The following is a 21,982-nucleotide window of genomic DNA, read 5'->3' on the forward strand; positions in this document are numbered from 1 at the left end:
GCTCCCGGACGTCATTCCAGGTGGACCGACTCGCCCCAATAGCGGGGGTCCCAGTTGATGAGGATCATCCCGGCCACACTGCCCGCGCAGCCACCGCAGGCGTGTACCTGGATGAGGTTGTCCACATCGGTGTCTCCGGCGAGCACGGCACGGGTGGAAAGCCACACCGCCCGCAGGTGCAGGGCAGCGGGCTTTCCGCAGCGCACGCATTCCGGCAGCGCGCCTTCCGGATCGTTGCGCCCTATCCGGACTTCCGGGGTGACGGGTGCGCCGGGCCCGAGGGCATCGTCGAGGAGCGGCGAAAATTCCTTGCGCTCACGGTCTTCCACCCGGGCAGGCTAACTATTTCCGGCGGTGTCCGCACGCCGGCGGCCGGGATCGGCGACCCCCTTCGGCGTCGATCCGGGACGGCGTGGGAACCGGTCGGATCAGCTTCCGGTGGTGGTGGTCGTGGTCGTGCCGGCGAACAGCAGACCGGTGGCAGCGGCGGCCACACCCAGAACGCCGATCTTGCGCATGAAATCTCCTCGGAATCAAACGAATCAGCGGAAATCAGCTGGCGACGAATGTTTGGCACGCAATCTTCTGGGAATGCAATGGATATCGATCGGGTGAGTCGCCGAATTTCGGGATCGAATTCGCGCCGAATTTTAGCCGACAGTATGCGAATCAAGATCGGTCGCTGTATCGGTCACTGAATCGGTCATCGATGAAAGGTTCGGAATCGCATATCCACCATGGGATCTCAGTCGATGGGACGATGGCGACTTCGAGTTTGTCCGGCCCTCGGCACCGAGGTAGCTTGCAATGTGCGCGATATCCGGGTTATCCAGGGGAGGGAACGAGAACAGACTGAACTGTCTCGTGTATTGAGCGAGGCGCGTGCCGGCCGCGGCGGGGGATTGCTCCTGTGGGGTGAACCGGGAATCGGAAAAACCGCACTGTTGCGTGATGCCGAAGTGCGCGCCGCCGATTTTCGAGTGGTGACCTGCCGTGGATTTCCCGCCGAATCGGAGCTGGATTTCGGCGCGCTGCACGAGCTGCTGCTCTCGCTGACCGATCGGGTCGCCGCGCTGCCCGTCCCGCAGGCGCGGGCCCTGGCCGCGGCCCTCGGCCGGGACGCCGGCCCGGCGGACCGTTTCCTGGTGGGCGCGGCCCTGGTCACACTGCTGGCGACGGTCGCCCAGGAACGGCCGTTGCTGCTCATCGTCGACGACGCCCAGTGGGTGGACGCGGCAACGGGGCAGGCGCTCACCTTCGCGCTGCGCCGCCTGGGCGCCGGCCGGGTGGCGATACTGGCCGCGATGCGCGAATGCCCGGCCACCACGGTGTGGCAGGCGCTCCCCGTGCTGCCCGTCGCACCGCTGACCGACGCGCACGCGCGACGACTGCTGGCCCTGCGCTCCGGCGGCATCGGCGAGCCGCGCGCGACGCGCATGCTGCGGCTGGCCGACGGCAATCCGCTGGCGCTGCAGGAATTTCCCATCGACTCCGAGGACGGTGCCGGAATCGGTTGGGGGCCGGCGCCTTTCGGACCGCGGCTGCGCGCCGCCTTCGCTGATCGGCTGGCCGCCCTGGAACCTCAGGTTCGCACCCTGCTGACCGTGGTGGCCGCCGAGGACCGTGGCACGCTGTGTCCGGTCGCGACGGCCGCGACCGAACTCGGTGTCACCGCGGCGGATTGGGAGTCGGCGCTGGCGGCCGGGCTGCTCACGGTCACCGACGGGCGCGTCGAGATGCGGCACCGTCTGCTCTGCGGCGCTGCCTACGACGCCGCGTCCACGGCCGAGCGCCGCGCCGTCCACCTGGCCCTGGCCGATGCCCTGCCCGGCCCCGAGAACGGCGACCTGCGCACCTGGCATCTGGCCGTCGTCCTCGACGGCCCGAATCCCACGCTGGCGCAGTCGCTCGCCGACGGTGTCGAGCGCGTGCGCCGCGCCGGAGCGCTGGCCGCGGCCGCGGTGCTGCGCCGTGCCGCGGCCATCACCCCGGACCCGGACACCGCCGGGGTGCGGCTGGCCAGTGCCGCCCGATTCGCCTGGGAGGGTGGTGATATCGAGTCGGCCCAGCGTCTGCTCGCGCTTGCCGAGACCCGCACGACGCCCGCCGCGATCGCAGCGGCCAGCGGCGGCCTGTCCGGCCTGCTCGAATTCGTCACCGGCGACCCGGCCCAGGCGCACATCCTGCTGCTGCGTGATGCCGAGGCCATCCGCCCGCCCGCCGCGCTGCCGGAAACCGCTGCCGCGGGCCCGGATTCGCCATGGCGGGGCGGCGGCGCCGACCTCGCGGCCGGTCTGCGGCTGCTCGCCGACCGGGCGGCCTGGTCGGTGGGCCGCGCCGCGGACCTGCCGCTGGACGGTCAGCTCGAGGCGGCCGGGGCCGCGCCCTCGCCCATCGCGGCCGCGCATCTGCTGCCGCCGGCCGGGCAGTTGCTCGAGTGGGGTCTGGCCGAGCGGGCGCTGGAGCCGTATCTGAGAGTGGCCGGGGGCCTGCGTAATTCGGGGGACCGGCCGGCCGCGCTCGGCGTGCTGCCGCAACTGGCCGTGGTGCAGTTCGCCACCGGCCGCTGGGAGGCGGGGGAGAGTACCCTGGCCGAGGCGTTCGACCTGGCCGCCGGCGCGGGCGCGGCCAATATCCTGGCCCAGTGCTGGAACCTGCGGGCGCGGCTGGCCGCCCAGCGCGGCGACGGGGACACGGTGGCCGAGAGCGTGGATCGCGCGCTGGCCCTGGCTCGCCCGCACGCGGTGTCGGCGCTGATCGGCGGCGCGTACTGGCATCATGGCTTCCACTCGCTGACCGCCGGGGATGCCGAGTCCGCCTATCGCCGCCTGCGCGCGCTGTACCTGCCGGGCCACGAGGCCGCGCATCCCACGCTGGCCCGGCTGGCCACCCTCGACCTGGTCGAGGCCGCCTGCCGGGTGGGCCGCTTCGACGAGGCCGCCGAGTACGCCGAGCTGATCGCGGCCTGGGCGCGGCGCACGCGGGCCCGCTGGGCGCTGACGACCGCCTACTCCTGCCGGGCCCTGCTGGCCGACGAGGACCGCGTCGAGCACTACTACCGCCGCGCCCTGGCGGTTGGCGACACCCGACATACCAGCTTCGGCCGCGCCCGCACCCAGCTGCTCTACGGCAAGTGGCTGCGCCGGGTTCGCCGCCGCCGCGCCGCCGCCGAGCAATTGCGCGCCGCCGCCGACGCTTTCGACCTCATCGGCGCCATCGCCTGGGCCACCGGCACCCGCTCCGAGCTGGACCTCACCGGCACCGGCGGCAAGCCCGCCACCGGCTCGACACCGCTCACCGCGCAGGAATCCCAGGTGGCCCGGCTGGCCGCCCAGGGTCTCACCAATCGGGAGATCGGCGCGGAACTGTTCCTCAGCCCGCGCACGGTCGGGCACCACATGTCCCGGATTCTCGAAAAGCTCGGTCTCACCAGCCGTGCCGAGCTGCGCGGCATCGACTTCGACAATGGCATGCGCCTGACACGCCCGCACTGAGGCCCGGTTCCGGCAGCCGCAAATGCCGACAGCTAATGTCCAGCAGCAATTTTCGGATCAGGTCCGGGTGAGCTCGAACAGCCGGAAGCGGCGAGTGCCCGCGAGCCGCTGCTCCATGGCGTAACCCGGCCAGAACTCCAGCGCCCGCCGCCACGCGCGATCGCGCTCGGCGCCTGTCAGCTGCCGCACCTCGACCGGGAACCGTTCCTCGCGGACCAGCAGTTCGGCCCGTTCGGCGTCGCGCAGATTGGCCGACCAGGACGGCTGTTCGGGCCGGCCCCAATTCGACGAGACGATCAGGAAGCGCTTCTCGTCGTACGGGTCCGGGACATAGAGCAGGCTGACCGTGCGCGGCAGGCCGGTGCGGCGGCCGGCCACCGTGAGCTGCAACGCGGGCAGGCCCGCGACATCGAGTATTCCCTTGCGGCCGTGCGTCACTCGCCGGGTGACGCGTTCGAGCGCGAACACCGCCGGCGCGATGCGCATGACGGTCCGGCGGCGGGCAAGGCCGCGGCCCAGCCGCGGGAGCGGGTTCCAGCGTGCGGGCGCCTCGGGCCGGCGCCGCCATTCAGCGAAGACCATGCACCGATTATGTTGCTAGGGCGCCCAGCGTGCCCGATCCCAGTCGTCCTGCCACTCGTGCGCGTCGGCCGGGGACCGGTCGTCCGGATGCGCGGGCGGCAGCGTCTCATCCTGGCCGCGCGGCCCGGAATCGTCCTGGTCCCGCCCCGATCGACCGGCCTCGTCGGGTGGGGGCCGGACATTGCTGTGCCGCCACCCGTTGGCGTGCGGCGGTTCGGGAAGTTCCTCGCTCATGACCATCCCTTCGTGCCGGTTATGCACAAAAGGTATCGAATGGGCGATTTTCTAGCTAACTCGGGGCTAGCTTCAGGCGTCGCTGTTGCCCCGGAACCACGGATCGTTCGAATTGAGGGCGATGAGCAGGCGGCGGATGGCCGCTACCCGGAGTTCCTTGCCGGGCAGTTCGTCGAGCGCGCACTCCGGATCGGCGGGCGGGCCCAGGTGGGTGCAGCCGCGCGGGCAGTCCTCGATGGCTTCGGCCAGATCGGAGAACGCCTGGATGACGTCGTCGGGGGTGATGTGCGCCAGGCCGAACGAGCGCACGCCGGGCGTGTCGATGACCCAGCCGCCGTCGGGCAGCGGCAGCGCCACCGACTGGGTCGAGGTGTGCCGCCCCTTGCCGACTCCGGACACCTCGCCGACGGCGCGCTCCGCCTCCGGAACCAGCCGGTTCACCAGGGTCGACTTGCCCACCCCGGAGTGGCCGATGAACGCGGTCAGCTTGTCGTCCAGCAGGTCCAGCACCGGCTCCAGCGGATCCTCGATGCCGCCGTAGACGATGGTCAGATCCAAATCCTCGAAGGCCGAGGCGAATTCGGAGTCGGCGGCCAGATCGTGCTTGGTCAGGCACAGAATCGGTTGCAACCCACCGACATACGCCGCCACCATGGCCCGCTCCACGAACCCGGTGCGTGGTGGCGGATCGGCCAGCGCCACCACGATGAACAGCTGCTCGGCATTGGCCACCACCACCCGCTCGAACGGATCGGTGTCATCGGCGGTGCGGCGCAACACCGTTCGCCGATCGACGACCCGGACGATGCGGGCCAGGGTGTCGGGCTTGCCGGACAGGTCGCCGACCACGTCCACCTGATCGCCGACCACGATCGGCGTGCGGCCGAGCTCGCGCGCCCGCATGGCCGTCAGCGGCCGGTCCGGATCCCCGTCCAGCACGCACCCCCAGCGTCCGCGGTCCACCGAAACCACCATGGCCGCTTCGGCATCCAGGTGCTGCGGCCGGGTCTTGGTGCGCGGACGGGAGCCCTTGCCCGGGCGTACCCGGACATCGGACTCGTCGTACTCGCGCCGCCTCAGTGGTCTGCTCCCGACGAGCCGAGCATGCCGTCCCAGAGTTCGACGAAGTTGGGCAGGGTCTTGGCGGTGGTGTCGATGTCCTCGATCTCCACACCCGGCGTCACCAGGCCGATGATCGCGCCGGCGGTGGCCATCCGGTGGTCGGCGTAGGAGCGCCACTGTCCGCCGGTGAGCGGGTTGGGCACGATGACCAGCCCGTCCTCGGTCTCGGTGACTTTGCCGCCCAGCCGGTTGATCTCGGTGGCGAGCGCGGCCAGCCGGTCGGTCTCGTGCCCGCGCAGGTGCGCGATGCCGCGCAGCCGGGACGGCGAATCCGCCAGTGCCGCAAGGGCGGCCACGGTCGGGGTCAGCTCGCCCACGTCGTGCAGGTCGATGTCGATGCCGGCCAGGCGCTCGGGCCCGCGCACGGTGAGCACGCTGTCGAAGAAGCGTGCCTCGGCGCCCATGCGCACCAGGATCTCCCGGATCACGTCGCCCGGCTGGGTGGTGAGCCGCGGCCAGTGCGGAATGCTCACCTCGCCGCCGGTGACGGCCGCGGCCGCCAGGAACGGGGTGGCGTTGGACAGGTCCGGCTCGACCTCCCAGTCCACCGCCCGGATCGGGCCGGGAGCGACGGTCCAGGTCTGCGCCTTGCGCGGATCGTTGGGCGCGTCCACGCGAACGTCGGCCCGCCGCAGCATCTCCACGGTCATCTCGATGTGCGGCATGGACGGCAGCGCCGCACCGTCGTGGTTCACGGTGACGCCCTGCTCGAACCGCGCCGCCGACAGCAGCAGCCCGGACACGAACTGCGAGGAGCCCGAGGCGTCGATGGTGACCGGCCCGCCGCGCAGCCTGCCCATGCCGTGCACCACGAAGGGCAGCTGGTTGCCGTCGATGTCGAGGCCCAGTGCGCGCAGCGCGTCCAGGATCGTGCCGAGCGGCCGTACCCGCGCCTGCTCGTCGCCGTCGAAGGCGACATCGCCGCGCGCCAGCGCCGCCACCGGCGGCAGGAAGCGCATGACGGTGCCCGCGAGCCCGCAATCGACCATGGCGCTGGTGAATTCGGCGGGCGGGGTGACGGTGAGCGTCTCGCCCTCGCCCTCGATGCCGGTGCCCATGGCCCGCAATGCCGCGATCATGAGGTTGGTGTCCCGGCTGCGCAGCGCGCCGGTGATGGTGGACGGCCGATCCGCCAGCGCGGCGAGGATCAGCGCACGATTGGTAATGGATTTGGACCCGGGCAGGGTCACGGTCGCGTGGACGGGAACTCGGACGTGGGGCGCGGGCCAGAAAGTCACATGGCCATCTTCGCACTCCCGCCTCTCCGCGCCTTTTCGCCGACCGATAATTCTCACCGGACTTGGTCGCGGACCGGCGGTCGGGGTGCGGTGCCCGACCGGGCCCGTACCCGATGAGTTACCCCGAACTCACCAAGTCGGTTGTTCCGTCGGGCATGGACGAGCCTAGACGTATACGTATATGAGTACGTAGACTGGGTCCGTGATCGATCCCATCAGCCTCGTAATCGGTGGCGCGCTCGTCGTCGGCGGCTGGCTCGCGGGCCGATTCGGCTCCCCCCGCACCAAACCCGGCACCGCGGCCGGCCCGGCCGTGTGCGGCTGTGGCCACGACCTCGCCCTGCACGACCGCGAAGTGGGTCATTGCCATGCCGAGACCTTCCGCAAGACCGGCATGGGTCTCAAGGCGTGGGCCCGCTGCAACTGTCAGCGCTACACCGGTCCCACCCCGCTCGAAGAGTTCTTCGCCCCCACACCCTTGCCACCGGCTCCCTGAACGCGCGATGCCGGTCTCGGTGGTGGAGACCGGCATCAACTGCCTGTGGCGCTTGGCATTTCAGGGAACCGCTGAGCGCTGTTTCTGTGGTGCTCGGGGTTTCGGAACCCCGAGAGTCCCGAGAGTCGGCTCTCCCTACTTGGCGCGCCCGTGAATCAGCGGCACGATCTTGCGCAGTAGCTTCATGGTGCGGTCGGTACGGGTGTAGGACAGCAGCGCCATGCCGGGAATCGCGAAGCGCTGCACCGCGATCGAGTGCGGACGCGAGAACTCCAGCAGGCCCGGCGCACCGTGGATGCGGCCGATGCCGGAGTCGCGCACGCCACCGAACGGCAGCCCCGAGATCGCCGCGTAGGACAGCACCGAGTTCACCGAGGTGCAGCCGACCTGGAGGCGACGGGCGATCTCCATGCCCTGATTCTTCGAGTACACCGCCGACCCGAGCCCGTACTTGCTCTTGTTGGTCAGCTCCACGGCCTCGTCCACGCCGTTGACGGTGCGGATGGTGACGGTGGGCCCGAAGGTCTCCTCGCACACCGCATCCGAGGACTCGTCCACGTCGACCAGCACGACCGGTTCGATGAAGGGCCCCTTGACAGATTCTGGCCCGCCCAGCACGGCCTTGCCGCCGTTCTTCAGTGCGTCGTCGATGTGCCGGCGCACGATGTCGACCTGGCTGGGCATGGTCATCGGACCGTAGGAGGCCTTGGCGTCCGAACCCGGCTTGATGTCGGTGAGGATGCGCTTGACCTCGGCGACGAACTCGTCCGCGACCGACTTGTCCACGTACACCCGCTCCACGCCCGCGCAGGTCTGGCCGGAGTTGGCGGTGGCGCCCCAGGCGACCGCGTCGGCGGCGGCCTTGACGTCGGCGTCCGCCGCCACGATCACCGCGTCCTTGCCGCCGCACTCCAGCAGCACCGGGGTGAGGGTCTCGGCGGCGGCGGCCATGATCTTCTTGCCGGTCGCGGTGGACCCGGTGAAGGCCAGCTTGTCGACGCCGGACTGCACCAGCGCCGCACCGGTCGCGCCGTAGCCGTTGATGGTGATGAAGACGCCGTCCGGCAGTTCGGGGTTCGCGTCGGCGAACGCCTTGGCCACGAAATTGCCGATGCCGGTGGAGAATTCGCTCGGCTTGAAGACCACGCAGTTGCCGGCGGCCAGCGCGTAGGCGATGGAGCCGTTCGGGGTGTAGATCGGGTAGTTCCACGGCCCGATCACGCCGACCACGCCCAGCGGGCGGTACTCCAGGTGGGCGGCGAAGTTGGTCATGAACGCGCCGGGCGCGACCTTCTTGGGCTTGAGCACCTTCTCGGCATTGGAGGCGGCCCACTTGATGTGCTCGAGGGCCAGCATGAGCTCGAGGAAGGCATCGTCGAGGGGCTTGCCGTTCTCGGCGTGGATGAGCTCGCTGAGCTCGTCGGACTTCTCGACCAGCTTGCTGCCCCAGCGCAGAATGTGCTTCTTGCGCTCGGCGTAGGTCAGCGCGCCCCAGGTGGCGGCGGCGGTCCTGGCCTTGGCGACGGCCGCGCGCACCGCCGCCTCATCATCGATCTTGTAGGTGGCGAGGGCCTCGCCGGTGGCAGGGTTGACCGAAGTCAGCGTGTCGGCCTGATCGAGCGTGGCGGTTTCGGTTGCAGTCATGATTGGCGGCGATCCCTTGATGAGAGTGTGATGAGACGAACGTCTCATACCGTCCAAGTGATGTCAATTGCCATCACATCGCGGGCGATTCACTTCTGGTGGCTGTCGGCACGCGATGGCAGCATGGTCGGCATGTGCGGTAGATACGCGACCACGACGAATCCCGCGAAGCTGGCCGTCGAGCTCGATGCTATCGACGAGACCGGCGACCAGGGCTTCGATCCGAATTACAACGTGGCCCCGACCAGTCAGGTGCTCACCGTCGTCGAACGCCACGATCGCGACCACCCGGAGGATCCGGCCGCCCTGCGCATCCGGGCCATGCGCTGGGGTCTGATCCCGCCCTGGACCAAGGCCGCCGAGCCCGGGATCCCGGTGAAGGGCAAACCGCTGTTCAATGCCCGCGCCGACAAGGCCGCCACCACCGCCTCCTTCCGCGATGCCGTGAAGAAGCGCCGCTGTCTGGTGCCCATGGACGGCTGGTACGAGTGGGTCACCGCGGCCGATGCACTCGGAAAGGCCGTCAAGCGGCCGTATTTCATGTCCCGCGCAGACGGGGGACGCCTCTATATGGCGGGTCTGTGGTCGATCTGGCGTGACCGCAGCCAAGGTGACGAGGCGCGGCCGCTGCTGTCCTGCACCATCCTGACCACCGATGCGGTCGGCGATCTGGCCAAGGTCCACGACCGCATGCCCCTGCCGATGCCGCGCGAGCACTGGGACGCGTGGCTGGACCCGGACCACCCCGCTCCCGAATCGCTGCTGGAAACGCCTTACCCCGCAGCGGTTTCGGACATTCTGGTCCGCGAAGTGCCGTCACTGGTCAACAGCGTCAAGAACAACGGCCCCGAACTGCTGGCGCAGGTGGACGAGCAGGCCGGTCAGATCAGCCTGATCTGACCGGCCCGGCCCGCAAGAGATTCGAATCCCGCACCCACACTTCACGGTCGGTAGCCGATCGCAATGCCCCCGCCGCGTCTCCGCGCCGGGGCATTGCCGATTCGGTTGTGGTCCGGCCGATCAGACCGCGGCGGCGTCCGCCTCCTCGACGGCTTCCTTCCTGGCCTGGATGCCGCCCGCGGTGCGCAGCGGCACCTCCTTCCAGAACAGCACCAGGATGAATCCGAGCAGCGCCACGAAGGTGGCCGACAGGAACACCCGATCCATGGACTTGGCGAAGCCCTCCTTGAAGGGGTGCGCCAGCGTCGGATTCAGCTGCTGAATCACCGAGCTGTCGTTGAGCACCTGGCCCACGACCGCCGGAGCGGTCTCCTGGTTCGACAGGCCGAGGACGACCTTCTTGTCGACCGAGTCGGGGCCCTTCACCGCGTCCGTAGCGGCCTGCGTGTAGGCCTGGTCGCCCCGGACACTCTCCAGCGAGGTGGTGATGTTCGGAGCCAGCTGGGTGAACAGCACCGACAGGAACACCGCCACACCCAGGGTGCCGCCGATCTGCCGGAAGAAGGTCGCGGCCGCGGTGGACACGCCCATGTCCTTGGGCGGCAGCGCGTTCTGCAGCGCCAGGGTCAGCGGCTGCATCAGGTTGCCGAGGCCGAAGCCGGTGATGACCATGAAGATCATGACGACCCACAGCTCGGTGTCCGCCGACACCAGGTGCAGCAGGAACAGGCCCGAGGTCAGCAGCGCCGCGCCCACCGGCGGGAAGTACTTGTACCGGCCGGTCCGAGCGATCAGCTGGCCGGCCAGGATCGAGCCGGTCATCATGCCCGCCACCAGCGGCAGCATCAGCAGGCCCGCCTTGGTCGGGCTCGCACCCTGCACCACCTGGAGGTACTGCGGCAGCAGGGTGATGCCGCCGAACATGGCCGCACCGACCACCACCGAGATGACCACGCCGAGGGCGAAGGTGGAGTTCTTGAACATGCGCAGCGGGATCAGCGCCGCGTCGCCCTGCTTGGCCTCGACCGCGATGAAGGACAGCACGCCGATCGCGCCCAGCGCGTAGCAGAGGATGGCATGGCTGCCGGTCCAACCCCATTCGCGGCCCTGCTCGGCGACCACCAGCAGCGGCACCAGGCCGACGATCAGGGCCGAGATGCCCATCCAGTCGATCGGCACCTTGGTGACGGGGCGCTTGGGCAGCTTGAGCACACGGGTCACCACGGCCAGCGCGATGATGCCGACCGGCACGTTCACCAGGAACACCCAGCGCCAGCCGGTGACGCCCAGGATCTGGTCGGTGCCGGACAGGATGCCGCCGACGACCGGGCCCACCACGCTGGAGGTGCCGAACACGGCCAGGAAGTAGCCCTGGTAGCGGGCGCGCTCCCGCGGGGACACGATGTCGCCCATGATGGTCAGCGCCAGCGACATCAGACCGCCCGCGCCCAGGCCCTGGAAGGCCCGGAAGGCGGCCAGCTCGTACATGGAGGTCGCCATGGAGCAGGCCAGTGAGCCGACCACGAAGATGGAGATGGCGGCCAGGTAGAACGGCTTGCGGCCGTACATGTCCGAGAGCTTGCCGTAGAGCGGCGTCGCCAGGGTCGAGGTGATCAGGTAGGCGGTGGTCACCCACGCCTGCGCCGAATAGCCGTGCAGCTCATCGGCGATGGTGCGGATGGAGGTCGACACGATGGTCTGATCCAGGGCTGCCAGCAGCATGCCCATGATCAGGCCGCTCATGATGACCAGGATCTGCTTGTGGGTGAAGCCGGCCGAATTGAGTTCCGGCTCCGCCACTTCCGCTTGTGTAGTCACGAATTGCTCTCCGCGGGTGCGTAATAGGACTGAAGGTCTTTGTGGGCGGCCATATCGGCCAGCATGCGCTGCCGGGTCTCCTCGTAGCCGTCGACGAAGCGCCGCAGCAGGGCGCCGAAGGTCTCCCGTTCATCGGGATCCCAGCCGACCAGCATGTGGCGCAGCGAGTCGTTGCGGCGGGCCCGGATCTGGGCGGCCACGGTGCGGCCGGTGTCGGTCACGTCGAGGACACTGACCCGGCCGTCGGCCGGATCGGCGCGGCGCTCGATGAGTCCGCGCTTGACCAGGCTCGCGACCTGCCGGCTGATGGTCGAGGCGTCGGAGTAGAGGGCCTCGGCCAGCGCGCCCGAGCGTTTCGGGCCGTCGTGGATCAGCTGGAACAGGATGCTGAACGCGGCCGGTTCGATCTCGCCCTGGGTCATGGACGCGACCTGCGCATTGGTGCGGTCGCGCAATTTGGTGAGCCGGGCGATCTCATAGGCGATGGCGTCGACAAGGCCGTCGTCGATGTCGGTGGGGGTAATCGCCGGGTCATCGTCGGTCACGGTCGATCTCACCTCCTTGCGTCGGGCAACTGCTTGTATGCGTCAACTAGTTGTATGGCGCAAGTATTCCGACATAGTTGTCCCTTGGCAAGTTTTTTCCGGAGGTTGTGTCTCCGGTCACGGGTGAATCGGACAATTCGCCCTTCAGGGGCAGGTCAGGCCACCGCGACCGCGGCCGTCACCGCTCCCGTGAGCCGGACCAGATCCGCCGGGGCGAGCTCGATCTCCAGCCCGCGCTTACCCGCGCTGCACAGCACCCGATCCCACTCCAGCGCCGACTCGTCGATGACGGTCGGCAGCCGCTTCTTCTGCCCCAGTGGCGAAATCCCGCCCAGCACATACCCGGTCGTTCGCTCCGCCTTGGCCTTGTCGGCCATGGCGGCCTTGCCGCCGCCCAGCGCCGCGGCCGCCGCCTTCAGTGACAGGGTGGTCGGCACCGGCAGCACCGCCACCGCCAGCCCGCCCGACCCGAGCTCGATCACGAGCGTCTTGAAGATCTGCCCGGCGGTAACCCCGAGCTCGCCCGCGAGCGCCTCCACCGCCTCCGCCCCGTACGAATCACTGCGCGGGTCATGGGTATACGAGTGCACCCGGTGGTCCACCTTCGCCTGCATCAGAGCCTTGATCGCCGGGGTCGGAGCTGCAGCCATGGGCACACCCTATCCAGCGAACGCAATCGGATTTCCGGTGCTGGGAACAGGGTGAGCGCCACGCCTGTTGCACGCGATACGCGCTTCGCAGCAACCGCAGGGCCCACGGTTCGCGGGCGCACGCATCCCATTCATCCAAGGAGGAGTCGGTGACCGTTCTGGTCGAAGAGCCCCCGGTGCGGACCGGGCCGCTGCTGTTCCGCAGGGGAGCCGCCGACGTCGCGCCCCCGGCCGGTTTCCTGGCCGAATCCCTGTTCGCGGTAGATTCAATTGCTACGGCGATCGAAGGGATTAGCGTGACGAGCGACGACGACATGGTCGATCGCCAGCGTGATGACGACGCGGACAGCGAGCGCATCGACGCCGGCGACGATCAAGCGGTCGACTATGACGAGGTGAGCGAATCCGGTGCCAGGAGTGCCGAATCCGTGGCGGAACTGGCCGCGCGATTCGAGCGTGACGCGCTCCCGCTGCTGGATCAGCTCTACGGGGCGGCGTTGCGCATGACTCGCAACCCGGCCGATGCCGAGGATCTGGTGCAGGAGACCTTCGCCAAGGCCTACCAGGGGTTCCGCTCGTTCCGCGAGGGCACCAACCTGCGGGCGTGGCTGTACCGCATCCTCACCAATACCTACATCAACTCGTATCGGAAGAAGCAGCGCCAGCCTGCGCAGTATCCGACCGACGAGATCACCGACTGGCAGCTGGCCTCCACCGCCGAGCACACCTCCACCGGTCTGCGCTCCGCGGAGATGGAAGCCCTCGAGGCGCTGCCGGACGACGACATCAAGGCCGCGCTGCAGTCGCTTCCCGAGGAGTTCCGGATGGCGGTGTACTACGCCGACGTGGAGGGCTTCCCCTACAAGGAAATCGCCGAGATCATGGGAACTCCCATCGGTACCGTGATGTCCCGACTGCACCGTGGCCGCAAGCAGCTCAAGGGCCTGCTCGCCGACGTGGCGCGGGAACGTGGATTCAATCGATCGGGCAGCGATGCGGCGCGTGAGGAGGTAACCCAGTGAGCGACGAGATGGAAGAACTGGACTGCTCGGCGGTGCTCGCCGATGTCTGGCTGCTCCTGGACAACGAGTGCGACGACACCGTGAAGGCACGGTTGCGCGAGCACATCGACCGTTGCTCGCCGTGCATCGAGGCCTACGGCCTGGAGGAGAAGCTGAAGTCGCTGTTGAATCGCAAATGCGGCGGCGACCGCGCACCCGATTCGCTGCGCCAGCGCCTGACGATGGAGATCCGGACCAGCTACACGCGCGTTGAAAGGCGTGTCGTTACGGATCCGGAGAGCTGATGTGGTGGCGGCCCGGGTAACTCACCGGGTACGTCCAAAACAGGTTCGGCACTTGGCCGCCGGCACGGGTGTGCGAGCGGGAACGGCGACCGGCTGCCCGCGCAAGTCCCGGAGAGGCGGAACCGAGCGGCACCACTTCCGATGGGAAGTGGTGCCGCTCAGCAGTTTTCGAGCTTTTCGCTACGGCTCAGGCGTTCGGCCGCTTGCCGTGGTTGGCGGCATTCTTCTTGCGGCCACGCTTCTTACGTCCACGCTTACCCATAGGTAATCTCCCTTCAGTCGGTCGCCATTCTTTCATGTGTGGTTGGCTGTACCTTCAGGGGCTACGGGTCACTCGAACGTGAGAGGTGTACATGGCTGAGGAAGTGAAGGCCGAGATGGTGTCGACCGTGCTGAACGTCGAGGTCGCTGTCGGCGAGAAGGTCAGCGCCGACCAGACCCTGGTCCTGCTGGAGTCGATGAAGATGGAAATCCCCGTCATCTCCGAGATCGAGGGCACTGTCGCCTCCATCCATGTCAGCCCCGGCCAGGTGCTGCAGCAGGGTGACCTGATCGCCGTCATCTCCTGAGCGACGAGCCCCCGACCTGCTCCTGACGCGTCCTTGCCGAGTCGCGTGGGAACATACACGCGACGTGGGAACAGAGGAGCGTGGGTGAATGTCGACACTGAGTGAGCTGCTGGCCGAGCACACCGATCTACCGGGTGCGGCTGTCGACCATTTGCAGCGGGTGGTGGGGGACTGGCAGTTGCTGGCGGATCTGTCCTTCGCGGATCTGCTGCTCTGGGTGGGCACGGGCCCGGTCAGTGCGGGCGCGGAGGTGGTGTGCGTCGCCCAGTGCCGCCCCACCACAGCGCCCACCGTGCACCTCGAGGATCTGGTCGGCACCCTCGCCACCAAGGAGGCGAATCCGCAGGTGTTCGAGGCCCTGCTGACCGCTGATATCGCTCGCACCGAAACCGATACCGCGCTCACCGGCGTCTATCACCCGCATCCCGTACACGCCATGCGCGAGGCGATTCCGGTGCGGGTCGGTGACGACATCATCGCCGTGCTCGGCCGCGACACCGATACCCAGCGTCGCAAGATGCGCTCCAGCCTCGAGATCGCCTACATGTCCTGCGCGGACGACCTGTGCCAGATGGTCGCCGACGGCACCTGGCCCGCGCTCGAGGACCGCACCGGCGCGCACTCCAGCCCCCGCGCGGGCGACGGTTTCATCCGCCTCGACACCGAGGGCACGGTCGTCTACGCCAGCCCCAATGCCCTGTCGGCCTATCACCGCATGGGTTTGCAGAACGACCTGGTCGGCCAGGATCTGGCGCTGACCACCCGCTCGCTGATCACCGATCCGTTCGACGCGCAGGAAGTGGTCGGCGACATCCAGGCGGCCCTGGCCGGAAAGGCCGGGCGCCGAATGGAAGTCGAGGCGCGCGGCGCGACCGTGCTGCTGCGCACCCTGGTGCTGCGCCCGCACGGGGAGCTCGCCGGGGCCGCGGTGCTGGTCCGTGATGTCACCGAGGTGAAGCGGCGCGACCGCGCGCTGCTGTCCAAGGACGCGACGATTCGCGAGATCCACCATCGGGTGAAGAACAACCTCCAGACGGTGGCGGCGCTGTTGCGACTGCAGGCCCGACGCACCGAGAACGAGGAGGCCCGCTTGGCGCTGACCGAATCGGTCCGCCGGGTCACCTCGATCGCCTCGGTGCACGAAATGCTGTCCATGTCGGTTGACGAAGAGGTCGATCTGGACGAGGTGGTGGACCGACTGCTGCCGATAATGGCCGATGTGGCGACGGTCCACACCGCCCGCATCAAGGTGCGTCGCGCCGGATCGCTCGGCGTCTTCTCCGCCGAACGGGCGACGCCGCTGGTCATGGTGCTGACCGAGCTGGTGCAGAACGCCATCGAGCACGCCTTCGACGCCGGCGAGAACGGTACTGTCACAATCCGTTCCGAGCGTTCGGCCCGCTGGCTCGACGTCATCATCAGCGACGACGGCCGCGGCCTGCCCGACGGATTCAGCCTGGAAGCCTCCGACCGGCTGGGCCTGCAAATCGTCCGCACACTGGTGACGGCGGAATTGGGCGGGTCCATCGGACTTCATCCCGGCGCCGATGTCGGCACCGACGCGGTCCTGCGAGTTCCCCTCGGCCGTCGCTCCGCCCGCTGAAAGATATTGCGCGGCGGACAAGTTCGGGCGTAGTGAAAAATCTGCGCCCGAACTTTCGTTCGAAGAGGCAATCCCGTTGAACGGGAATTCCTCTCGTGATCAGAATTGGGCAGGGGCTTTGGGAGTGGAGCCCTCGAGGTGCTTCCGGGGGTTCGGGGCGGAGCCCCGAGAGTCGGGAGACTTGGCCGGCCCCTATACACACTGAAGCCCGGCACCTGAATTGGTGCCGGGCCGAATTGCGATGCGGCCGCGAGGCTGGGGTCGGCCGTAACGCCTGTCGCCTAGCTGGTTAGACGACGGTGCGGGTACGCGTCCGCGCGTTGCGGCGCTTCAGCGCGCGACGCTCGTCTTCGCTCATACCACCCCACACGCCGGCATCCTGGCCCGACTTCAGGGCCCAGGAAAGGCAGTCAGCGGTGACGGGGCAGCGAGCGCAGACCAGCTTGGCATCGGCAATCTGCGCGAGCGCCGGACCACTGTTTCCCACCGGGAAGAACAGCTCGGGGTCCTCGTCGCGACAGATGGCCTTGTGGCGCCAGTCCATTCCTCTGCTCCTTTGCTAGGGCGCGCACGGCGCTGCCCCTTGGGTTTGTGGTCCGTTCACTTGTGCGACTCGAATGTTTCCGCACGGTTGCTTGTGAATGCTTTCACGAACACCGTAGATGTCAATAGATACCCGGTGCACCGTGGGGAAGCTCACGCTGTAAGACCCCTACATGGGGATCCGCCGTGTCATTTGTACTCGGTTGGGCCAGCTTTCGCAGCGCAACCGCGATGTTTCTCACGCGTGTCGAACCGGCTAGGGCTTCGGCGCGACCACATCGAGGATATCCGGGACGGCTGTGAAATTCACCATGTTGCGGCGTCCGATGAAGTCGCCATCGATTTGCAAGCCGATCGGTTCGGTCGCGGTAACGGTCACGGCCGGAACGTCGTCATCGCGAAACAATGTGCGGCCCTTGGGATCTCCATGGGCTGCCAGCAACTGACGGGCGACCATCAGGGTGGGCAGAACACCCATAGTTCGCATGGCAAACACCCCGAGACCCGATTCGAATGCGGTTCCCGGGTTGGTGACCACGGGCGTGTTGTCGAGATAAGTCCAAGGACTGGCATTGGTCACGAATGCGTAATGCACGTCCGTGACCGGTTCGTGACCTGGAATGTCGAGACGCACTTGCGGGGCATGTCGTTTGGCGCGGAAGAACTGCCGGACCGTGGTGCGCAGATAGCGAGCGGGCGTGGCGGCTTTGCCATTCGCGCGCTTGGCGTCGATGGCCTCGCACACATCCGCGTCGAGTCCGACTCCCGCGCTGAAGAGGAACCAGCGATCGTCGGCGACGCCGAGCCCGATGCGGCGGTCCGCGTCGTCGGCCACCAGATCGATGAGCTGATTGGTGGCGGTCACCGGATCCTGTTCGATGCCGAGCGAGCGCGCGAACACATTCGCCGAGCCGCCCGGGATGACGCCGAGCCGCGGCACCCACTCCCGCTGCGGCTCACCCGGCAGCGGGAGGAATCCGTTGACGGTCTCGTTCACCGTGCCGTCCCCGCCGTGCACCACGATCAGGTCCATCCGGGTGTCGGCGGCCCAGCGCGCCAGCTCGGCGGCGTGCCCCCGGTGCTCGGTGTGGTGAACGGTCAGCTGGGTGCGGCTTTCGAGTGCGTGAGCAAGCAGATCGCGAGTAGACCGAGTGGTCGAAGTGGCATTCGGGTTCACGATAAGCAAGGTCCGCACGGTGCCTATTTTGCCTCCGCTCCGCTCCGGCGGGTTCGCGGCCCCGAAGTCTCGTTCTTCCCTCCTCCGCTCCTCCGCTTCGCGCCCCCGCCTCGAGGCGGAGATCTATCGAGCCGCAGCCGGGCCGCGAACCTTGAAGTGCCAGTTCCGAACTGGTTTCGGCCGTACGGGTGCACTGCGCAACGACGCTCGGTCGTAGGCTGGGCGGGTGGCTGAGCAGAACAACGGCGAGAACAAGCCCGCGGGCGAGAGCGACGCGGTGCCGGCGACGGTGCGCGTGGCGGGCGCGCTCGTAGCGCTCGAGGGCGCGCTGGGCCTGGTCGCGATGGTCGTCCTGATCATCGTCGGCGTGAACGGGTCGGCGCAGAGCCCCAAGAACAGCTATCTCACCGCCGGGTACGCGGCCATCCTGGGTGGCGCGGTGCTGGCCGCGGGGATCGGGCTGATGCGCGGGAAGCGGTGGGGGCGGGCCATCGCCACGCTGACCCAGCTGTTGCTGCTGGGTGTCGCGTACTACATGTTCACCTCGGACCGGCTCGAGTTCGGGGCGCCGCTGGGATTGCTGGCGCTGGGTGCGCTGGGTGCGCTGTTCGCTCCGGCCTCGAATCGGTGGATGGCCGCGGGCTACGGCTCCGTCGAGGAGTAGTCGTAGTCCCTTGCGCAGAGTCGCCGTATTAGTTGCTCAGTGGCCCGTGAGCGAGTTTTCGGACGCTCGCCCACCTCTCGGGTGAGCGAGCGCTTTCCAGCGATCCTGCGGCGAATTCGGACGCCGCGGCGAATTCAGTCGTCGGCGTGCGTCGCCAGGCGGGCCAGGGCCGCGCCGCGCAGACGGTAGCCGGTCCACTCGTGCTGGTGCTCGGCCCCGATGGATTCGTAGAAGTCGATGCTCGGGGTGTTCCAGGTGAGCACCGACCAGTCGACGCGGGCGTACCCCTGCTCGACGGCCTCGCGGGCCAGTGTCGCGAGCAGGCTCTTGCCCAGCCCGCGGCCGCGGACCTCCGGCTTGACGTAGAGATCCTCCAGATAGACCCCGTGCACGCCCTTCCAGGTGGAGTAGTTCAGGAACCAGATGGCACAGCCCACCACGCCCTGATCACTCTCGGCCACATGGGCGTACAGCGCGGGCTGTGGCCCGAACAGGGCGATCTCGAGCTGGGCCGCGGTGAGGGTGCACTCGTCGGCGGCCTTCTCGTACTCGGCCAGATCGTGAACGAGTTGCACGAGCGCCGGGATGTCGGCGGGGGTGGCGCGGCGAATCATTCGGCGGCCCCTTCCTACGGGTTGAGCGGCGGAACCAGATTGTGCGCGAGCACGGTTCGAGCCTGGTGATCGTGTCCCAGCACCGTAACCGCGGCGGTGGACAGGAAGAACCGGCGGCCTTCGATCACCTCGAACTCGGCCCAGCGGGCGATGAGCGCGCGGGAGAAGTGACCGTGGCCGACCAGCACCACATCGCGGGTGGCGAGCTCGGGGATGATGGTGGCAAGCACGTGGTCGGCGCGCTTGCGGACGTGCTCGGCGGTCTCGCCCTCGGGGGGCTCGCCGGTCCAGATGGTCCAGCCGGGGGACATCCGCTGGATCTCGGGCGTGGTGAGGCCCTCGTATTCGCCGTAGTCCCACTCCACCAGGTCGTCGTCGACGATGACGCCGGGGAGCCCGGCCAGCGCCGCGGTGCGCAGCGCGCGCTGCCGGGGGCTGCACAGCACCAGCGGATTCCGCAATTCCATGTCGTACAGCAGTTTTCCGGCGGCCCGGGCCTGGGCCTCGCCGATCTCGGTGAGGGGCACATCGGTGCGTCCGGTGTGGCGGCGCGCGGCCGACCAGGCCGTCTCCCCGTGTCGCAGCACTACCAACCGGAATTCGTCACCACTCATGAATTCGATCATGCTCCACCGCCTCCCCGAATACATAGCGGGCGGCAGAGAGCCGTCGGAATCGGGCACCCGGCGGTTGGGAGCCGAGCCGATTCCGGATGTACCCGGAGAGTTACCCGGAGCCTTGCGAAATCAGTTGTCGCGACGGCACGCCGAGGGCGGCCGGGGTCAAGATGCCGCGCCGACGCCGTACACCTGGGTGCCCCGGCGCTCCAGGAAGACGCTGCCCGAGACGCTCAGCGTGATGGGCTCGTTGTGGTAGTCGCTGCGCTGCAACGGGATTCGCGAGACCTGCGCGCCGGTGGCGGGATCCAGGATGGCCAGGCCGTCCGGGACCGGGGCCACCAGCTGGCCGGCCATCAGCGCCGGGGTGCCGAGCACGTGCTGGGCGCCCCACTGGGGGTCGAGGGTGGTGGGGTTGAGGGCGATCAGGCTGTCGCCGGTGAAGACGAAGAAACCGGTGGACAGGCGCGCCACCATGGCGGTGTCCGTGAAGGCCGGAACCTGGTGGGTGGCAAGCAGATTGCCGCTGACGTCATAGATGGTCAGCACCGGCGGGGTGGTCGGGGTGGCGGGGAGGTAGAGCGCGGTCCGGGTGTCGGACACCGCGATCACGCGCGCCCCGTCCACCGCGCCGCCGGGCTCGTTGAGCACGTGCGTGCTGTACTCCTCCGGCACCGTGCCGTCCTTGGGCGCGGGATTGAGGATGGACAGCCGGTCGGCGGAATCCTTGGGGCAGCGTTCCAGCACCGCCACCCGGCTGGGCGCCGAGCCCGCCGAGAGCAGGCGGCAGTCGGTGCGCGGCTGGGTGTGCGGATTCACCGGGGCGTCCACATAGCCGTACTCGAGGGTGCGGACCAGATCCGAGCGCCACATCTCCAGGCGGTCGTCGCCCAGCGCGAGTACATAGGTGCCGTCCGGGGCCAGGGTGATCTGCTTGTCCATGTAGCTGGACCGCGCCGCCACCCGGGTCCCGGTCTCGGAGTTGAGCAGGGTGGTCTGACTGCAGCCGCGCTGATCCCGGTAGGTGGCGATGACCGTCCCGAACTGGACCTCCACCGCGCACAACGGCATGTCCCGCTGGTACTTCCAGACCTCGTCGCCGGTGCGGGCATCCCGCCCGGTGACGGTGCCGTCGTCGGCGGTGACGGCCACCGCGCCCACCGTCAGCGAGCGCATGGCCGCGCCGTCCGGTGCGTGCCACAGCTCCTTGACCTGCGCGGGCACCGAGTCGGCCGCCGGTGGTGGGGTGAGGGTGTGGTTCGCGGACTGCGCGTGGGTGCCGCGCACATCGCTGGTCAGCACCACGACCGCTGCCGCGATCGCCACCAGAGCGGCGATCGCGACAGCGGTGAGAATATCGGCGCGCGTCCGCCGCTCGGGTGCGAGCACGACAGCGAGAGTAGCCGATCCGCGAGGCTAGGCCGAGGCCGCGACCGCGGTGTCGGTCACCACCACGGTGGCCTCGGCCTCCACGTCGGCCTTCTTCCGCCGGGTCCGCCGCACCGGAGCCGACGCCGCGGCCTCATCGGAACCGCTGGCCGCAGCACCCGACTCGACCGCCTCGACCTCCGCCTTGACGGCCTTGCGGACCCGCTTGCGCGGCGCGGCCTTCGGCGCCTCGGTACCGTCCGCCGCCTCCGCGACCACCTCGGCCGCACCGTTGGCGTCCACGGTCGCCGCGGCCGCCTTGCGAGTCCGCTTGCGCGGCGCGGCCTTCGGCGCGTCCGCAGCGTCCGCCGCTTCGACCGTGGCCTCCGCGGCGCCATTGGCGTCCACGGTCGCGGCCGCGGCCTTGCGAGTCCGCTTGCGCGGCGCCCGCAGCGCGGGCTCGGCCGAGTCACCGTCGGTGGCAGCCGATTCCACCACGACGGCGGAACCGTCTGCGCCGGCGTCGGATTCGGCCACGGCGACCTTGGTGCGGCGGGTGCGCTTGCGGGGCGCGTCCGCTTCGGCGGTCACGGGAGCCGCCGCCTCGGTCTCGGCGACGACGGCCGACTCCGTGGCGACCGGGACCTCGACGGCAGTGACCGTGGCCTCGGCGGCTGCTTTGGTCCGGCGGGTGCGCTTGCGGGGCGCGTCGGCCACGACCGCGTCGGTGACCGGCTCGACCGTCGTGGTGGCCACGCTCGCCTCGACCGGCGCGGGCGTCTCGGCGACCGCGGCTAC

Annotated in this window: 22 protein-coding genes; 8 read left to right on the forward strand and 14 right to left on the reverse strand. The window is 68.9% G+C overall.

Going from position 1 to position 21,982, the window contains the following annotated elements; genetic code table 11:
- Positions 1-11: 11 nt before the first annotated feature.
- Positions 12-329 carry a hypothetical protein gene (locus tag ABZ909_RS21075; RefSeq protein WP_357002103.1) on the reverse strand — a complete coding sequence of 106 codons (318 nt, stop codon included), beginning with the start codon at positions 327-329 and terminating at the stop codon, positions 12-14.
- A gap of 423 nt (positions 330-752) precedes the next feature.
- Here ABZ909_RS21075 and ABZ909_RS21080 point away from each other — a divergent pair, with 423 nt between their 5' ends.
- Positions 753-3,494, forward strand: coding sequence for a LuxR family transcriptional regulator (locus ABZ909_RS21080; RefSeq protein WP_357002304.1), 2,742 nt, complete (start codon positions 753-755; stop codon positions 3,492-3,494).
- Between the two features lie 57 nt (positions 3,495-3,551).
- Here the strand turns inward: ABZ909_RS21080 and ABZ909_RS21085 are convergent, their stop codons facing one another.
- The 4 genes from ABZ909_RS21085 to aroA form a co-directional block, all read right to left on the reverse strand.
- Positions 3,552-4,076: a nitroreductase family deazaflavin-dependent oxidoreductase gene (locus tag ABZ909_RS21085; RefSeq protein ID WP_357002105.1), complete on the reverse strand. Its 525-nt coding sequence runs from the start codon at positions 4,074-4,076 to the stop codon at positions 3,552-3,554.
- Between the two features lie 15 nt (positions 4,077-4,091).
- The gene (locus ABZ909_RS21090; RefSeq protein WP_357002108.1) at positions 4,092-4,310 is read right to left on the reverse strand and encodes a hypothetical protein; all 219 of its coding nucleotides are present in this window, start codon (positions 4,308-4,310) and stop codon (positions 4,092-4,094) included.
- 72 nt (positions 4,311-4,382) lie between these two features.
- Complete coding sequence (gene rsgA, locus ABZ909_RS21095; RefSeq protein ID WP_357002306.1) at positions 4,383-5,426, reverse strand: ribosome small subunit-dependent GTPase A; 1,044 nt, start codon at positions 5,424-5,426, stop codon at positions 4,383-4,385.
- On the reverse strand, positions 5,387-6,670 hold the full coding sequence (aroA, locus tag ABZ909_RS21100; protein WP_357002110.1) for a 3-phosphoshikimate 1-carboxyvinyltransferase: 1,284 nt from the start codon (positions 6,668-6,670) through the stop codon (positions 5,387-5,389). The genes rsgA and aroA overlap by 40 nt, the downstream gene beginning before the upstream one ends.
- Positions 6,671-6,872: 202 nt before the next feature.
- Here aroA and ABZ909_RS21105 point away from each other — a divergent pair, with 202 nt between their 5' ends.
- Positions 6,873-7,166, forward strand: a complete 294-nt coding sequence (locus ABZ909_RS21105; protein WP_357002113.1) for a hypothetical protein — start codon at positions 6,873-6,875, stop codon at positions 7,164-7,166.
- 135 nt (positions 7,167-7,301) lie between these two features.
- Here ABZ909_RS21105 and ABZ909_RS21110 read toward each other — a convergent pair whose 3' ends face one another.
- Positions 7,302-8,810: an aldehyde dehydrogenase family protein gene (locus ABZ909_RS21110; protein WP_357002115.1), complete on the reverse strand. Its 1,509-nt coding sequence runs from the start codon at positions 8,808-8,810 to the stop codon at positions 7,302-7,304.
- A 132-nt stretch (positions 8,811-8,942) separates the two neighbouring features.
- Between ABZ909_RS21110 and ABZ909_RS21115 the strand changes: the two genes are divergently transcribed.
- Positions 8,943-9,710, forward strand: a complete 768-nt coding sequence (locus tag ABZ909_RS21115; RefSeq protein ID WP_357002308.1) for an SOS response-associated peptidase — start codon at positions 8,943-8,945, stop codon at positions 9,708-9,710.
- A gap of 120 nt (positions 9,711-9,830) precedes the next feature.
- Here the strand turns inward: ABZ909_RS21115 and ABZ909_RS21120 are convergent, their stop codons facing one another.
- The 3 genes from ABZ909_RS21120 to ybaK all read right to left on the reverse strand — a co-directional run bounded on the left by ABZ909_RS21120 (position 9,831) and on the right by ybaK (position 12,723).
- Positions 9,831-11,528: an MDR family MFS transporter gene (locus ABZ909_RS21120; RefSeq protein ID WP_357002118.1), complete on the reverse strand. Its 1,698-nt coding sequence runs from the start codon at positions 11,526-11,528 to the stop codon at positions 9,831-9,833.
- Positions 11,525-12,073 (reverse strand): MarR family winged helix-turn-helix transcriptional regulator, encoded by a 549-nt coding sequence (locus ABZ909_RS21125; RefSeq protein ID WP_357002119.1) that lies wholly within the window; start codon positions 12,071-12,073, stop codon positions 11,525-11,527. Before ABZ909_RS21125 ends, ABZ909_RS21120 begins: the two co-directional genes overlap by 4 nt.
- A gap of 155 nt (positions 12,074-12,228) precedes the next feature.
- A complete protein-coding gene (gene ybaK / locus ABZ909_RS21130) occupies positions 12,229-12,723 on the reverse strand; it encodes a Cys-tRNA(Pro) deacylase (RefSeq protein WP_357002122.1) in 495 nt (164 codons plus the stop codon).
- 290 nt (positions 12,724-13,013) lie between these two features.
- Between ybaK and ABZ909_RS21135 the strand changes: the two genes are divergently transcribed.
- The 4 genes from ABZ909_RS21135 to ABZ909_RS21150 all read left to right on the forward strand — a co-directional run bounded on the left by ABZ909_RS21135 (position 13,014) and on the right by ABZ909_RS21150 (position 16,201).
- Positions 13,014-13,745 (forward strand): sigma-70 family RNA polymerase sigma factor, encoded by a 732-nt coding sequence (locus tag ABZ909_RS21135; RefSeq protein ID WP_357002310.1) that lies wholly within the window; start codon positions 13,014-13,016, stop codon positions 13,743-13,745.
- An 8-nt stretch (positions 13,746-13,753) separates the two neighbouring features.
- A complete protein-coding gene (rsrA, locus tag ABZ909_RS21140; RefSeq protein WP_357002312.1) occupies positions 13,754-14,029 on the forward strand; it encodes a mycothiol system anti-sigma-R factor in 276 nt (91 codons plus the stop codon).
- Between the two features lie 353 nt (positions 14,030-14,382).
- Positions 14,383-14,598, forward strand: a complete 216-nt coding sequence (locus ABZ909_RS21145) for a biotin/lipoyl-binding carrier protein (RefSeq protein ID WP_357002125.1) — start codon at positions 14,383-14,385, stop codon at positions 14,596-14,598.
- A gap of 88 nt (positions 14,599-14,686) precedes the next feature.
- Entirely contained in the window at positions 14,687-16,201 is a 1,515-nt protein-coding gene (locus ABZ909_RS21150) for a histidine kinase N-terminal domain-containing protein (RefSeq protein WP_357002128.1), read from the forward strand.
- Between the two features lie 289 nt (positions 16,202-16,490).
- Here ABZ909_RS21150 and ABZ909_RS21155 read toward each other — a convergent pair whose 3' ends face one another.
- Both ABZ909_RS21155 and ABZ909_RS21160 read right to left on the reverse strand, forming a co-directional pair.
- Positions 16,491-16,745, reverse strand: coding sequence for a WhiB family transcriptional regulator (locus ABZ909_RS21155; RefSeq protein ID WP_011211115.1), 255 nt, complete (start codon positions 16,743-16,745; stop codon positions 16,491-16,493).
- 255 nt (positions 16,746-17,000) lie between these two features.
- Positions 17,001-17,939 carry a diacylglycerol kinase family protein gene (locus ABZ909_RS21160; protein ID WP_357002131.1) on the reverse strand — a complete coding sequence of 313 codons (939 nt, stop codon included), beginning with the start codon at positions 17,937-17,939 and terminating at the stop codon, positions 17,001-17,003.
- A gap of 208 nt (positions 17,940-18,147) precedes the next feature.
- On the opposite strand from ABZ909_RS21160, the gene ABZ909_RS21165 reads away from it, so the two are divergent.
- A complete protein-coding gene (locus ABZ909_RS21165) occupies positions 18,148-18,585 on the forward strand; it encodes a hypothetical protein (protein ID WP_357002133.1) in 438 nt (145 codons plus the stop codon).
- A 134-nt stretch (positions 18,586-18,719) separates the two neighbouring features.
- Here the strand turns inward: ABZ909_RS21165 and ABZ909_RS21170 are convergent, their stop codons facing one another.
- From ABZ909_RS21170 to ABZ909_RS21180, 3 genes are all read right to left on the reverse strand, one after another.
- Positions 18,720-19,199, reverse strand: a complete 480-nt coding sequence (locus ABZ909_RS21170; RefSeq protein WP_357002136.1) for a GNAT family N-acetyltransferase — start codon at positions 19,197-19,199, stop codon at positions 18,720-18,722.
- 14 nt (positions 19,200-19,213) lie between these two features.
- Entirely contained in the window at positions 19,214-19,813 is a 600-nt protein-coding gene (locus ABZ909_RS21175) for an acid phosphatase (RefSeq protein ID WP_357002139.1), read from the reverse strand.
- Between the two features lie 168 nt (positions 19,814-19,981).
- Positions 19,982-21,205 (reverse strand): hypothetical protein, encoded by a 1,224-nt coding sequence (locus tag ABZ909_RS21180; RefSeq protein WP_357002141.1) that lies wholly within the window; start codon positions 21,203-21,205, stop codon positions 19,982-19,984.
- Positions 21,206-21,982 lie beyond the last annotated feature (777 nt).

This window comes from Nocardia sp. NPDC046763 (assembly GCF_040645495.1).
Classification (GTDB): domain Bacteria; phylum Actinomycetota; class Actinomycetes; order Mycobacteriales; family Mycobacteriaceae; genus Nocardia.